Annotated in this window: 12 protein-coding genes and 1 pseudogene; 4 read left to right on the top strand and 9 right to left on the bottom strand. The window is 67.9% G+C overall.

Annotated elements, in window-relative coordinates; all coding sequences use genetic code 11:
• Window positions 1-12: 12 nt before the first annotated feature.
• Together M8A51_RS25500 and M8A51_RS25495 are read right to left on the bottom strand one after the other, a co-directional pair.
• On the bottom strand, window positions 13-1,005 hold the full coding sequence (locus M8A51_RS25500) for a Bug family tripartite tricarboxylate transporter substrate binding protein (protein ID WP_251781438.1): 993 nt from the start codon (window positions 1,003-1,005) through the stop codon (window positions 13-15).
• Window positions 1,002-2,033: an N-formylglutamate amidohydrolase gene (locus tag M8A51_RS25495; RefSeq protein ID WP_251781437.1), complete on the bottom strand. Its 1,032-nt coding sequence runs from the start codon at window positions 2,031-2,033 to the stop codon at window positions 1,002-1,004. Before M8A51_RS25495 ends, M8A51_RS25500 begins: the two co-directional genes overlap by 4 nt.
• Between M8A51_RS25495 and M8A51_RS25490 the strand changes: the two genes are divergently transcribed.
• Window positions 1,998-2,897: a LysR substrate-binding domain-containing protein gene (locus tag M8A51_RS25490; RefSeq protein ID WP_251781436.1), complete on the top strand. Its 900-nt coding sequence runs from the start codon at window positions 1,998-2,000 to the stop codon at window positions 2,895-2,897. The genes M8A51_RS25495 and M8A51_RS25490 overlap by 36 nt on opposite strands.
• Before the next feature lie 109 nt (window positions 2,898-3,006).
• Here the strand turns inward: M8A51_RS25490 and M8A51_RS25485 are convergent, their stop codons facing one another.
• The 7 genes from M8A51_RS25485 to M8A51_RS25455 form a co-directional block, all read right to left on the bottom strand.
• Window positions 3,007-3,930: a nucleoside hydrolase gene (locus M8A51_RS25485; protein WP_251781435.1), complete on the bottom strand. Its 924-nt coding sequence runs from the start codon at window positions 3,928-3,930 to the stop codon at window positions 3,007-3,009.
• Window positions 3,927-4,841 (bottom strand): ribokinase, encoded by a 915-nt coding sequence (locus tag M8A51_RS25480; protein WP_251781434.1) that lies wholly within the window; start codon window positions 4,839-4,841, stop codon window positions 3,927-3,929. The genes M8A51_RS25485 and M8A51_RS25480 overlap by 4 nt, the downstream gene beginning before the upstream one ends.
• Window positions 4,842-4,843: 2 nt before the next feature.
• On the bottom strand, window positions 4,844-5,587 hold the full coding sequence (locus tag M8A51_RS25475) for a substrate-binding periplasmic protein (RefSeq protein WP_251781433.1): 744 nt from the start codon (window positions 5,585-5,587) through the stop codon (window positions 4,844-4,846).
• On the bottom strand, window positions 5,584-7,515 hold the full coding sequence (locus tag M8A51_RS25470) for a GGDEF domain-containing protein (RefSeq protein ID WP_251781432.1): 1,932 nt from the start codon (window positions 7,513-7,515) through the stop codon (window positions 5,584-5,586). The genes M8A51_RS25475 and M8A51_RS25470 overlap by 4 nt, the downstream gene beginning before the upstream one ends.
• Before the next feature lie 13 nt (window positions 7,516-7,528).
• Complete coding sequence (locus M8A51_RS25465) at window positions 7,529-8,290, bottom strand: substrate-binding periplasmic protein (RefSeq protein ID WP_251781431.1); 762 nt, start codon at window positions 8,288-8,290, stop codon at window positions 7,529-7,531.
• Window positions 8,291-8,463: 173 nt separating this feature from the next.
• Complete coding sequence (locus M8A51_RS25460) at window positions 8,464-9,120, bottom strand: glutathione S-transferase family protein (protein WP_251781430.1); 657 nt, start codon at window positions 9,118-9,120, stop codon at window positions 8,464-8,466.
• 688 nt (window positions 9,121-9,808) lie between these two features.
• A complete protein-coding gene (locus M8A51_RS25455) occupies window positions 9,809-10,399 on the bottom strand; it encodes a TetR/AcrR family transcriptional regulator (protein WP_251781429.1) in 591 nt (196 codons plus the stop codon).
• 98 nt (window positions 10,400-10,497) lie between these two features.
• On the opposite strand from M8A51_RS25455, the gene M8A51_RS25450 reads away from it, so the two are divergent.
• From M8A51_RS25450 to M8A51_RS25440, 3 genes and pseudogenes are all read left to right on the top strand, one after another.
• Window positions 10,498-10,968, top strand: coding sequence for a (2Fe-2S)-binding protein (locus M8A51_RS25450; RefSeq protein ID WP_251781450.1), 471 nt, complete (start codon window positions 10,498-10,500; stop codon window positions 10,966-10,968).
• Window positions 10,965-13,265: a xanthine dehydrogenase family protein molybdopterin-binding subunit gene (locus M8A51_RS25445; RefSeq protein WP_251781428.1), complete on the top strand. Its 2,301-nt coding sequence runs from the start codon at window positions 10,965-10,967 to the stop codon at window positions 13,263-13,265. Before M8A51_RS25450 ends, M8A51_RS25445 begins: the two co-directional genes overlap by 4 nt.
• 305 nt (window positions 13,266-13,570) lie before the next feature.
• A pseudogene (locus M8A51_RS25440) lies at window positions 13,571-13,860 on the top strand (transposase); the annotation flags it as partial.

The raw sequence follows: 13,860 nt of genomic DNA, 5'->3' as shown, positions 1-13,860 counted from the left end.
TCTGGGCAGGCGTCAGTCCAAGCCGATCTTGTGCGTCTTGACGATGTCCCTGTAGAACCGGATCCGCTCCGATATTTCGAGCTTGTACTGGTCGGGCGTCATCGCTTCAGGCAGGATCGCGCCGCGCGCTTCCCACGCCTGCTTCGTGGCCGGATCGCCCAGCACGGTGCGCATGCCTTCGTACAGCTGCGACACGATGGCGTCCGGGGTGCCGGCGGGAGCCGCCAGGCCGGTCCACGAGGTGTGGTTCAGCTCGGGCAGCTTCAGCTCGTTGAAGGTCGGTACCGACGGCAGTTGCGCAACCCGCTGCGGCGACGCCACGGCGAGCGCGCGCAGCTTGCCGTTGACGATGTTCGAAAGGTTCGACGTCAGGTTGTTCCACGTCACCTGCACGAACCCGGCCAGCAAGTCGTTCAGCGCCACACCGGCGCCCTTGTACGGCACGTGCGTGATGGCCAGGCCGGCCCTCGCCTTCAGCAGTTCCATGCTCAGATGCGCGACCGAGCCATTGCCCGAGCTGGCGTAGTTCCACTTGCCGGGGTGGGCCCGCACAAACGCGACGAATTCTTCGAAGGTCTTGACCGGCAAGGCCGCGTTCACAAGCAGGACGTTGGAAAGCCGTTCCACCAACGTGATCGGCGCGAAATCCGTTTCAGCGTTGTACGGCAGCTTCGGCGTGACGGCAGGGTTGACAGCGTGCGTGGTCTGCGACGTGACGATGAGCGTGTAGCCGTCCGGTGCGGACTTCGCGACCTGCGCGGTGCCGATGGCGCCACCCGCACCGCCCCGGTTCTCGACCACGATCGTCTGGCCGAGGACTTTCCCCAGACGCTCGGCGATCGCGCGTCCGGAGATGTCCACCGAGCCGCCCGGCGTGAACGGCACCACCAGCGTGATCGGTCGGTTGGGATAGCGCGCCGCCTGCGCCCAGCCGGGAAGCACGGTGCTGCCCAGGATGCCGGCGCTGGCACCCAGCAGGTGTCGACGATGGAAGGTGTGCTTCATGATGCTCTCTCCGTTTCACTGTGCATGGCTCTGCGGCCGGTCTCGGCTTGGATGAAAGCGGCCACCCCGCTCAACACGCAACGTAGGTCGTGGCGCGTCTGCGAGTAGCGCGCGTTGGGTTCCCGGGTCTCTTCGTCGAGATAGAGCTTGCGGTTGAGCTCGATCTGCAGGCTCTCGCACGCTTGGGCGGGCTGGCCGTGTACCCGTATCAGGTCCTGCCCCGCGTAGGGGTCGTTGACCGACACGCTGTAGCCCAGTGCGCGAAATGCTTCGGTCACGCAACGCGTGAAGCGGGGGGAGCAACTGCGGCCTTGCAGGTCACCGAGCACGACGTCGGCCAGCGGCGTGGCGGACACCAGGCCGAGCCGCTCGTAGGCGTTGCTCGGCATCGAATGCAGATTCAGGTGCCACACCCTGCCGAACGCGCTCCTCACTTCGTGCAGCGCCTGGCCCAGTGCATTGCGGTAGGGCTTCCAGCACGTATCGATGCGGCGCTGCACTTCGCTCACGTCCAGCTTGCGCTCGTAGATGTCGGCGAGTGTCGTCGTCTTGCTGAACACGAGCCCGTTGCCCAGTGCGAGGCAGCGTTCGGAGGCCTGGACATCGCCGGGCCACGGCTCGGACAACATCGCGACGTCAATATCCGTGCAGGCTCGATTGGCGTCGATGTAGCTGCGCGGGAAATGCGCGTGTATCAACGTGCCGCCGACACTCGGCACGTCGGCCCACAGAGCGTCCACGAAGGTGTCTTCGCACTTGCGCAGGTCATGGAACGCGACGGAGTATCCGAAGTCGGCTGGGTAGGCGGTGCCGCTGTGCGGCGAGTCGCAAACGAGCGCGATGGGCTCGGTTTGAGGCAAGGCAATCGCGATGTTCGGGAGTGATTTCAAGGCGGTAGCGCAAGGCATGAACATGAGGCCTCCAGCGTAGGAGCCGCGCCGCGCTTCGGGAATCGACAATTTCGTTCGAGGTGTTGCCATAATGGCATCACGATGAAATTCCGCGCCGCCTCGCTCGTCGAACTGCATGCGTTTCTCGGTGTCTGCAAGGCGGGCACCATGCGCCAGGCCGCCGAACAGCTGTGCGTGAGCCAGGCTGCCGTCAGCCGGGCCGTGTTGCGCCTGGAGCGGCGTGTCGGCTTTCCTCTGTTCGAACGCAGCGCCCAAGGGGTGGTGCCCAATGCACAGGCCCAGGCCCTGCGCGCACGCATCGAGCCCAGCCTCGTCGAACTCGAGCGCGCGTTCACCGACTTCACGCGAACGCGAACGCAGCGCCACACGCTGCGCCTGAGCGTCGTGCCCACGCTCGGCACGCGCTGGCTGATGCCGCGGCTCAAGGCATTTCAGGCGCAGCAGCCCGACATCAACGTGGAGCTGCGCCAGTTCCGCCATAACGAGGACTTCCAGCGCGACGACGTCGACGTCTGGATCGATCTCAAACGGCCGGGCCGGCGCTGGCCGCGTGGCATCTCGGCGCATTACCTGCTCGGCCGCCGCATCACGCCCGTGTGCACGCCCGGCATCGCCGCCCGCCTCAAGACGCCGGCCAGCCTGCTGAAGGAAACACTGCTTCACCACACCAACTTTCCCGACAATTGGCGGTTGTGGCTGGCAGTTGCCGGCGTCGACGCCGACAAGCTCAAGCTGGGCAACGGCTTCGACCTGGGCCACAACCTGATCGTTGCGGCCAGCGCCGGCATGGGCGTCGCCGTTCTGCAGCCGTGCCTGGTCGAGCGCGAACTCGCGTCGGGCGAACTGGTGCAGCCCTTCGAGCTGCGCGTGTCGACCGGCCGCGGCTACCACCTGTGCACCCGCAACGCCGCCGGTGGAAGCCACGTCGTCAACGTGTTCACTCGGTGGCTGGTGGAAGTGGCACGCGTCGACGCGGATTGAGGCGGACGACAGCTGCATCGACCGCCCGGCTCCGGCCAGCGAGCGCATGCAACCAAGGCGCCAGGCCAGCCGTGCTCAGGCTCAGGGCGTGCCTGGCGCTACGCGTGCGTCATGGCAGCCGCGCCAGCCGCTCCCGCAGCAACGCGCGCAAGGGGTCTGCCTGGACACCGATGAAGACCTCGGCGACGTGGCCGTCGGCCACACCGCCGGCGGGAAGCCGCTTGGCCGCGAGGTGGCCTTCGGTGAGGCCGGGGCGCCAGTCCACCGCCACCGTGCACCGCTGCGCGGTGAACAGCTCCGGCGCGAGCAGCCAGGCGATCGGACAGGTGTCGTGCAGCAACGGATGGGGGCGGGCAAATCCGCGCAGCAGCGCACGCGCCGCATCGCCGCAGCGGTTGCCCAGCGCAGCCAGCGATTCGATCCAGTCGGCCGGCATGGCCGCCTGCCGTGTGACGTCCAGGCCGAACACGCTGACGTTCGCGCCAGCGGCCAGCACCGTCTGCGCCGCCAGCGCATCGGCATAGAAGTTGAACTCCGCGCTCGGCGTGATGTTGCCGTCGCAAAAGGCGGCACCACCCATCACTATCACCGCACGCGCGCGGCGCAGCAGGCCGGGCCGCTTGATCTCGGTCAGCGCAAGGTTGGTCAGCGGGCCCACGGCGACCAGCGTCACCTGGCCGGCGTCGGCACGCTCGAGCGTGCGTTCGAGGAAATCGGCCGCATGCAGGTCCGACGGGCCGCGTGTCCTCGGCAGCGCAACGCCGCCCAACCCGTCCTCGCCGTGAACGAGGTTGCAGCGCGGCTCGCCGTGCGCCAGCGGCCGGCTGCAGCCGGCAAACACCGGCACTGCGTGCCGTCCGGCCAGGTCGAGCACGCGGCACGCGTTGTCGGCGGTCGCGGCCAGCGGCTGGTTGCCGGCCACGCAGGTGACGCCGAGCAGTTCGAGCTCCGGCGATGCGGCCGCCAGCAGCAGCGCAAGGGCATCGTCGATGCCGGGGTCGCAGTCGATCACCAGCCTGTGTCGTGTCGTCATGGGGCCTCCAGTGCTTCGTCGATCTGCAGGCGCCGCGGCTGCGCCGCTTGCGCTCCGGGCAGGCCACAGGCGAGGCCCGCAGCCACGACCCCGCGGCGCAGGGCCGCCGCAGGCGCCATGCCCTCGCCCAGGCACGCCGCAAAGACGCCGGTCAAGGTGTCGCCGGCGCCGGTGGTGTCGACGACCGGGCCGCGCCATGCCGCTTCGGCAGCCAGGTGTCCGTCCGGCGTGCACAACAGAGCGCCTTCGCTGCCGAGCGTCAGCACGATGCTGATGCCGACGGCCGCAGCGACGAGCAATGCCTGGCTGCGCGGCGACGTGCCCGGCAGCGCCAGCGCCGTGCAGAGCATCGCAAGCTCGGTTCGATTGAGCACCAGCCAGTCGAGCGCGCGGAAGTCGATCGCTTCCAGCGCATGGGCGGGCGCGAGGTTCATCACGACGGTGCGCCCGGCCTGTCTGGCCCGCCGCGCCAGCTGCATCGAGGCGCTGACCGGCACCTCCATCTGCAGCAGCACGAGCTGTGCCGCTTGCAGCGCGGCATCGGGCACCCAGTCGGCCTGCACCGCACCGTTCGCTCCCGGCGACACGACGATCGCGTTGTCGCCGTCGGGCGTGACCCAGATCGACGCGATGCCGGTGGACGTGCCGCCCAGCCGGCGCACCCCGGCGAGATCGACGCCGGCTTCGGCCAGCAACCGCAGGGCCGGAGGGCCGAAGGTGTCGTCGCCGACCGCGCCGAACAGCGCCACCTCGCAGCCATGCCGGCGCGCCGCATGGGCCTGGTTGGCGCCCTTGCCGCCCGACGCCATCAGTGTCGCGTCGCCGAGCAGCGTCTCGCCGAGCCCGGGCAGCCGCGGCACCGGGACGCTCAAGTCGAGGTTGATCGATCCGAACACGAGCAGGCGGGCCATCGTCACTTCCCTGGCGGCAACTTCTTCAAGGCGCCCGTGGCCTTGACCTGATCGAACGCCAGCCGCGTGCGTTCCACGATCGCATCGGGCGTGGCGGCGCTGTAGGCCATGTACAGCCCGGTCGACATGTCGCGCAAGGTGTGGACTTTCTCGATGCGGCCGCAGTCGATGCGCAGCTGCTCGCACAGCGATGCGGCCTCGGTCTCGGTCAACACGACAAGGTCCACCTGGCGGTTGAGCAGTTTCCGGAAGTTGTCGATCGATTCCGCGGAAACGACCAGTCGGGTATGGCCGTTCGCCTGCAGGTACTGGTGCCGCACGTCGTCGCGCAGCACCCCGACCGTGTAGGCTCGCGCGTCGGCCAGACGGGACACGCCGATCTCGTCGCGGCCCTTCAGCCTGAACAGGTGATAGTTCAGCGCCATGAACTCGCCCACCCACTTGAACAGCGGCTCCCTGGCCGGCGTGCGCGCGATCATGAAGATCAGCACGCCGGGTTCGTGCAGCGCCATGTCGTACGCGCGTGCCCAGGGGTACACCGCCAGCCGGTAGTCGGAGAAACCGGCACGCTGCAGCGTCATCTCCACGATCTCGGTGACCAAACCGGCAGGCCTGCCGTCGCGCAGGTAGGTCCACGGCGTCGTTTCAGTGACCGCGCGGATGGTCTGGGCCTGCGCTCCGGACACCAAAAGCCAGCCGCTCAGCAGCAGGCCCAGGGACATGCGGTACGCCAGCGTGTGTGTCATCGCATCTCTTCCTTGTCGCTTGGTTGGTGCGGGTCGAGCGCAGCCTCGCTCGCCACCGGAGCTGCCGCGACCACCCGGTTCCGTCCGCCCGCCTTGGCCCGATACAAGGCCGCGTCCGCCGCCCGGAACAGCGCATCGAAGTCGTTCGCCCGTTGCGATGTGCTGACCGCCAGGCCGATGCTCAGCGTCACGAACGGACCCTCGTCCGATCCCGCATGCGCAATCGCGGCGTCGCGCACGCTGCCGAGGATGCGTTCGGCCAGCGCGAGTGCGGCCGCCTCGTCGGTGGCTGACAGCAGGATCGCGAACTCCTTGCCGCCTATGCGTGCGACGAGGTCCCCGGCGCGTCTGACGCTCGATCGAATCGCCTCGGCGACGGCGAGAAGGCACTCGTCGCCCCTCGCGTGCCCGTAGGTGTCGTTGTAGAGCTTGAAGTGGTCGATGTCGCACACCAGCAGTGACAGCGGCTGCTGCAGCCGCTGCCCGCGCCGGAACTCCAGCTCCTTCGCCTCGTCGAAGTGACGGCGGTTCGCAAGGCCGGTCAAGGCGTCGCTGCGAGCGAGCTCGGCCAGCTGCGCATTGACGGCGCGAAGCGCCTGCTGCCCCTGCACGATGTCGATGAGCTGTGTCTTGTGCCGCACACTGTGCACCAGCATCTGGGCCGTCATCGCGAGCAGCGCGCGCTCGTCGGGCTGCCAGGCGACGACTGCCTGCGGCTTGCCGAACATCAGCAGGCCGAAGTGTTCATCGCCGCCGCGCAACTCGGTGAAGGCCGCCGCTTCGATGCCCCAGTCCGCCACGCGTGCCGCCTCACCGGCCCCGATGGTCTGCGCCAGCGCGGCCCGCGAAGGGGTGTCCACCAGTTCGTCGCGGTCGAGAACGGCCTGAAGCTGCTGCCAGTCGTCTGCCGCCACCCGCTGCAGGTGCGAAGAAGGCACGGCACCGGCGGCCTGCCAGTGCAGGTACAGCGCGTATCCGCCGGTCGCGTCGTCGCGCACATACCACGCGGCCATTGTGGCGCCCAGACGCTGCGCGACCTCGCGCAGGCAGCCGAGCAGGTGCTTGTCGAAAGCATCGTACGGCGCGTGGATGAGCCGGTTGGACAGCGTCAGCACCAGTTGCTGCGCCGCGGCCAGCGCTTCGAGCTCGGCGGTGCGCTCGCGCACCAGATCGGCCAGGCGGTCGCGGTGCTGCGCCAGTTCCGATTCGTAGCGTTGCTGCTGCTCGAGGTAGTCGGACAGATTGTCCTGCAGCTGGTTCACGCCTGCCACCAGCAGGCTCAGTTCGTCGTCGCGATGGCCGGGCCGGTCGAGGCTCAGCCGTTGCCCGAGGGTGACCGGCGTGAGCTGACCCAGGTGGTTCGCGATCCGCCGGACGTGCACCGTCACCGACCGTCTGAACACCAGCAGGATCAGGCTCGCGAGCAGCAGCGACTGGATGATCTGCGTGGTCACGATGGCCGACACTTCCTCGCCGAGGCGGCTCCACAGCACCCGCTCGTCACCGAACAGCAACAGTTCGCCGAGCGTCTCGCTCGACCCGGGAAAGGGTTCATAGGCCAGCACGAGCCGGCGCGCAGGCGCCACGCCGGAGGCCACCCAGCCTTCCTGGCGGCGGTCGATGACCTCCGGTGCACGATGCGCCGGTGTGATCGTCAGCGCGACCCGGCCCACCGACGGCACCTTGGCAGCACTGGCAAGGTGCGTCTCGAGCGACTCCCTGTCCATCTCCCAGATGGCCTTGGACAGCGTGCGCCGGTACACCTGCTCGATCAGCGTCAGCTCTGCGGACATCGCCGCCACGCCGGCCTGCCATGCCCACCAGGTACGCACCGCGACGGTCAGCACGGTGAAGACGAGGCAGAAACCGAGGATCGCAAGGACGAGCTGAACGCCCAGGCTCTCCTTCGGCTTCGGAAGGCGCCGCATCAGCGTCGGGGCTCTAGAGCCACTTCTTCTGGAGGGCGTCGTAGATGCCCTTCTGCTTGATCGCCTCCAGGGCCTTGCGGAACCTGTCGACATAGGCGTCGGACGTCTTGGGCCCGAAGGCCATGTAGTTGCCTTCGCGGCCCAGGTCGGTGAAGTGGTAGGCCGGCACCAGCACCTGGGCCGGGTCGTCGCCCGCTTCGCGCGCAAGGTGCGCGGCCACCAGGCCGTTGGCCACCCACAGGTCCACGCGGCCGAGCTTGAGCTTCTGGTAGTTGAACTCGTACTTGTTGCTCGACTGCAGGTTCTTGCCGATGGCGAACCCCTTGGACACGAGGAACTGCTCGCCGACATCTTCGTTGACGGTCGCGGTCTGGTACTTCTTGGCCTCGTCCAGGTGCCGCAGCTTCAGGTTGCGCCCCTGCAACGAGAACAGATACCAGTCGCCCGGCGCGATCACGCCGACCCACTTGAACAGCTTGTCACGCTGCTCCGTGCGGCTGATCGAATAGATCATCACGTTTTCGGAGTTCAGCGCCGTGTCATAGGCCCGCGCCCATGGCATCGACTGGATGCTGCCCTTGACGTTCATTTCGTCGAGCACGGCCTGGACCACTTCGGTCGCAAGCCCCGTCACCTTGCCGTTGAGCGTGTAGTTGTAAGGCGGGAACTCCTCGGTGACGATCCTGACCGTTTCACCGGCCAGCGCCGGGCCGGCCCAGAAGGCCAGCCACCCGAGCAGGACTGACCAGCGTGTCGACGGGCTTCGGCGGCGCATCGTGCCTCCTTTGCAGACTGGCATGCCGACGTTGTACCGCGTGCGCGGCTCGCCTGCAAACCGGCGCGGTTCGGCCGTCGAACGTGAGCTGGGACACCGGCGCCGCGCAGCAGGGTGGGTGGCGTCAGCGGCACACGTCGGCCAAGGGCAGCAACCCGGTTCTCGCACCGGCGTCACGTGCCGTTTTCACGCCTTCCGGCATTGACCGCCCATTGCGCGGCGAAAGCCCGTCGATAGGCAGGCCGCGCCTCGCCGCGCGCGACATACGCGGCCAGCACCGGAAATTCCTCCAGGATGCCCGAGGACCGCAACCGCAGAAGCACCGACACCATCATCAGGTCGCCGGCGCTGAAGGCACCATCGAGCCAGTCCGCATCGCCCAGCCGCACCACCAGCTGTTCCAGCCGATGGCGAACGCGATCTTCCACCAGCGGCAAGCGATCAGCGTGCCAGGGCTGGTCCCGCTCGAAGAGCCTGGCCGTCTGCAGCTCGAGGATGGGCGGCTCGATCGTGTTGACGGCGGCAAACATCCAGCTGACCGCACGCGCGCGCCCGTCGGCGTCTTTCGGCAACAGGCCGGCATGGCGTTGTGCGATATGCAACACGATGGCACCCGTCTCGAACAGGGTGAGACCGCCTTCCTGGTAGGTCGGGATCTGCCCAAACGGATGAAGCGCCAGGTGCGCGGCCTCCTTCATCGCCCGGAACGACAGAAGGCGAACCTCGTAAGGCTGGCCCACCTCTTCCAGCGCCCAGCGGACGCGCGTATCGCGCGCCAATCCCTTGCCGCCATCCGGCGAGCGTTCGAAAGCGGTCAAGACGATGGTCATCGTGCGGCTCCTTGCGGGTCCCTATCCCTGTCCGGACGACGAACGAGGGGCGTGGGTTTCGACACATCGACAGATCCAGTGACGCTTGCGCCCTCGGACGGGTGAAGCTGAGGTTGCGGCCGCCACGCGGCATCCCGGCGGCGCCCTTGATCAGCCCGAGGGCCCCGACGCTTCGTCGTGGTCGGCGGATATGGCTGCTTTGCGGTGGGGCGGCATGAGTCACACTTCGATGATGACGCGAGTCGGCCACAAGCCGACGATCGGCGGTGCCTGCTTTGCGGCATGCCATTCGTGGAGAACGCCCTCGGTCAGACTTCCCCGTAGCAAGCCGCATCTGCGGCTTCGCGCAGCTGCCTTCAGCTCTGGCGACACCTTGCCGCCTTGTGCCAACACCTTGGTGACAGTTGGGCCAGATGTGGAACGTGTTCGACCAATCTCCGGTCGCACGCTCACATCAACCAGACCCGCCGCGCGAGCGAGCGCGACCGCGTCGTCCAGTAGTGCCTCCGTAGCCCCCCACGAAGGTCGTCAGAGGCGCGACGCCACTCAGATCGGCAAAGACCGGCGACGCGAGAGGCGTCTCACGGGCCGCTTTCCAACGGTATTGCGCGGCCAGGAATCTGGATGCGCTGCAGAACGATGCGCGCCACCGCGTCAGCCGTGGCGGCACGGTTGGACGGACTTGAAGTCACATCCGGGTGCCGCGCTGACTGGATGCAGCGAGCAGGCTGGCGGCCATGGTGCGCGCCGTGCGGACCGCGTCGACGTTGCCGTCCAGCTGGGCGGCCACGACGGCGCCATCAAACAACAGGACGAATTGCTGCGCCACGGCGGGGGCATTGCGCGCACCGGCCTCTCGCAGTAAAGAGGTGAAGAGCTCGCGCAGCCAGCCGCGCGCCTTCGCGTTCACCTCGGCGGCGGGTCCTTCGCCCGGTTGCTCGGAGGCGGCGCGCATGAAAGGGCAGCCCCGGTAGCCGGGTTGCGCCACCGTCTCGGCCACGGAGTCGAACACTGCCAGTGCCCGCTCGCGCGCGGAGCGGTGACGCTCGATGCGCTCCAGCATCCTGGCCTTGCGCGCCTCGTGGCGCGATTCCAGGTAGGCGCGCACCAGCTCGTCCTTGCTGCGGAAGTTTGCGTACAGCGACGCCTTGGCCACGCCGGCATGCTCGATCACACGGTCGATGCCGACGTTGTTGATGCCCTCTGCGTAGAACAATTCGTTCGCCGCCGCGAGCAGGCGGTCGCGCGCCGGAGCACGTGCGGGTGCCGTTGCTGTCATGCTTGATATCTTACCAGACAGGTCTGTATACTCACAAACAGACAGACCGGTCTATCTGTCGCGGCGCCGCGCAGGGCGGCATCGAAAAGGACATTCTGATGATGACGCTGAACATCAATGGGCGCAACGAGACGGTGGACGCCGCCGACGACGAGCCGCTGCTCTGGGTATTGCGCGATGAACTTGGCCACACAGGCACCAAGTTCGGCTGCGGCATGGCGCTGTGCGGCGCCTGCACGGTGCTGCTGGACGGCGCGCCGATCCGCGCGTGCGTCACGCCCGTTTCGGCCGTCGGTGGCCGCAGGATCACCACGATCGAGGGGCAGGAAAGCGACCGCGTCGGCCGCGTCGTGCAGGACACCTGGGTCGCCATGGGGGTCGCGCAGTGCGGCTTCTGCCAGGCCGGGCAGATCAATACAGCAACCGCACTCCTGAAGAACAACCCCAAGCCCACCGAGCAGCAGGTGCGCGAAGCGATGTCCGGCAACATCTGCCGCTGCGGCACCTACACCCGCATCAACGCGGCCATCAAGCAGGCCTCGGCCAAGCTGGCGGGAGGCAAGGCATGAACCCCTCGCTCGTTTCCCTGGATCGCAGGAGTTTGCTGAAGCTGGCAGGCTCGGGCCTGGCCCTGGCGGTCGGCGCCAGCCGTCAGGTCGCGCGGGCACAGGCCACCGACGCGCCAAGAAAGTACGGCGGCGACGCCATGCCCGGCGGCACCGTGGACAACCCGCTTGTGTTTATCTCGATTGCCACCGATGGCGCCGTGACCATCGTCGCGCATCGCGTCGAGATGGGCACCGGCATCCGCACCAGTCTGCCCATGGTGGTGGCTGACGAGATGGAGGCGGACTGGTCGCGCGTGAAGATCGCGCAGGCCGATGCCGGCGAGGCGAAGTACGGCAACCAGAACGTGGACGGCTCGCGCAGCATGCGTCACTTCCTGGCCCCCATGCGGCGCGTCGGCGCTGCGGCCCGGCAGATGCTGGAGGCGGCGGCCGCCGCAAAGTGGAACGTGCCGCTCGCGCAGGTGAAGGCGGTGAACCATGAGGTCGTGCACACGTCGAGCGGCCGCAGGCTGGGCTACGGCGCACTGGCCGAGGCCGCCATGAAGCAGCCGGTGCCGGCCGCGGATGCGCTGCGGCTGAAATCCCCCGAGGCATTCCGCTACATCGGCAAAGGCAAGATCCTGCCGGTGGACAGCCGCGACATCGTCACGGGCCGTGCCACGTACGGCGCCGACGTGCGCCTACCAGGCATGCTGTATGCCGTCGTCGCGCGGCCGCCCGTGCTTGGCGGACGCGTCAAAAGTTTCGACGCCGGCGCGGCGCTCGCCGTGCGTGGTGTGGTGAAGGTCGTCGAAGTGCCGCGCACGGACGGCCCGCCGCGCTTCAACGCGCTGGGCGGCATCGCCGTGGTCGCGCGCAACACCGGCGCAGCGATCCGCGGCCGCGAGGCGCTGAAGATCGAGTGGGACGACGGTCCCAACGCAAGCTACGACACGGGCGAGTTCTTCAAGACACTGCAGGCCGCCGTCGCCAGCGAAGGCAAGGTCGCGCGCAGCACTGGCGATGCCCCTGGCGCCATCGCTGCCGCGGCCGAGGGCAGCACGTTGCAAGCCGAGTACCACATGCCCCATCTGGCGCACGCGCCAATGGAGCCGCCTGTGGCTGTGGTGCAGATCCGCGATGGCCGCGCCGAGTGCTGGGCGCCCGTGCAGAACCCAGCTGCGGCAGCAACGATGGTGGCCGGCGTCGCGGGGCTGAAGCCGGAGCAGGTGACCGTCCACCCGACGCTGCTGGGCGGCGGTTTCGGCCGCAAGTCCAAGCCCGACTTCGTCGCCGAGGCGGCGATCGTTTCCAAGGCCATGGACGGCACCCCTGTCAAGCTGCAGTGGACGCGCGAGGACGACCTTCGGCACGACTACTTCCACACCGTCTCCGTGCAGCGGCTGCAGGGCGCTCTTACGGCCGACGGCAAGGTGGCGGCCTGGCTGCACCGCATCGCACAGTCGCCGATCGGCGCGACCTTCGCGCCTAACGCCCGCTCCCTGGGCTCGAGCGAAGTTGGCATGACGGCGATCACCGTGCCGTGGGATGTGCCCCACCTGCGCCTCGAGACGGGCGAGGCCCCGGCCCATACGCGCATCGGCTGGTTCCGCGCCGTGTCCAACGTGCCCAATGCGTTCGCGGTGCAGAGCTTTGTGGCCGAGCTGGCACACCAGGCTGGGCGCGACCACAAGGCCTTCCTGCTCGATCTGATCGGGCCACCAAGGCGCATCAACCCGACGGCGGTTTCGGACTCCTGGAACTACAACGAGGACCCGGCGCGCTACCCCATCGACACCGGTCGCTGGCGGCGGGTCATCGAGGAGGTCACGCGCCGAGCGGGCTGGGGGCGCAAGCTGCCCAAGGGACGGGGACTCGGTCTGGCTGTCGCGCACAGCTTCATGACCTATGTCGCCGCAGTGGTTGAAGTCGAGGTGTCATCCAAGGGCGAGATCGCGATCCCCCGGGTGGACATCGCGATCGACTGCGGGCCGGTGGTCAACCCGGAGCGCGTGCGCACGCAGTGCGAGGGCGGCGCAGTGATGGGACTGGGCATCGCCATGATGAACGAGATCACGTTCACGAACGGGCGTACCGAGCAGACCAACTTCAACGGTTATCTCGTGCCGCGCAACGCCGAGGCGCCCCGACGCATCGATGTGTGGCTGGTCGAACCTGGCGACTTCAGCGTGCCGCCCGGTGGGGTCGGCGAGCCGCCGGTACCGCCAATGGCTCCTGCCTTGTGCAACGCCGTCTTTGCGGCGACAGGGCGGCGCATTCGCCGCCTGCCGATTGGCGATCAGCTCGCGCCGGCGTGAATCGGCCCGTACGCAGCTCCGGCCGTCGAAGTGCCGCGTGCATTTCACGCTTCTGCATGGCGCCCGAGGGCTGGCGATCGGTTCAAGGTTCCGTGCCAAGCCGTCGATACCGACCTGATGGAAGAGCACCACTCCGGCTTGCGCGTGGCCGACCTCCTTCTCGGCCACGGCAAGGCGCTGCGTGTGAGCACGTCCATGACGTTGACGGCGCTGGTGATGTCAACCGACCGAGGCTGTGTGAAAACGCGTTGATGCCTCGGAGCTGCTCGCCTAAATTGTGGCAACGCGACAAAGCGGGTCACAGCATGAAGCGATTCATCGAGGGAGAAGAGCGAAGCCAGGTGACGTTGCTGCCGGAGTGTCTGGACGACTACATCGGCGAAGACAAGCCGGTGCGCGTGGTCGGCGCCTTCGTCGATGAACTGCGGCTGCAACAGCTCGGCTTCGATGGTGCCCAGCCTGCCGTGACCGGACGGCGTACCACCCTGCGGTGCTGCTCAAGATCTACATCTACGGCTATCTCAATCGCGTGCAGCCGAGCCGACGCCTGGAACGGGAGGCGCAAAGCAGCGTCGAGCTGATGTGGTTGACCGGG

Source organism: Caldimonas mangrovi (assembly GCF_023721835.1).
In the GTDB taxonomy this organism is placed as follows: domain Bacteria; phylum Pseudomonadota; class Gammaproteobacteria; order Burkholderiales; family Burkholderiaceae_C; genus Caldimonas; species Caldimonas mangrovi.
The sequence above is the reverse complement of the archived record's forward strand: the minus strand, read 5'-3'. Positions and strand labels throughout refer to the sequence as shown.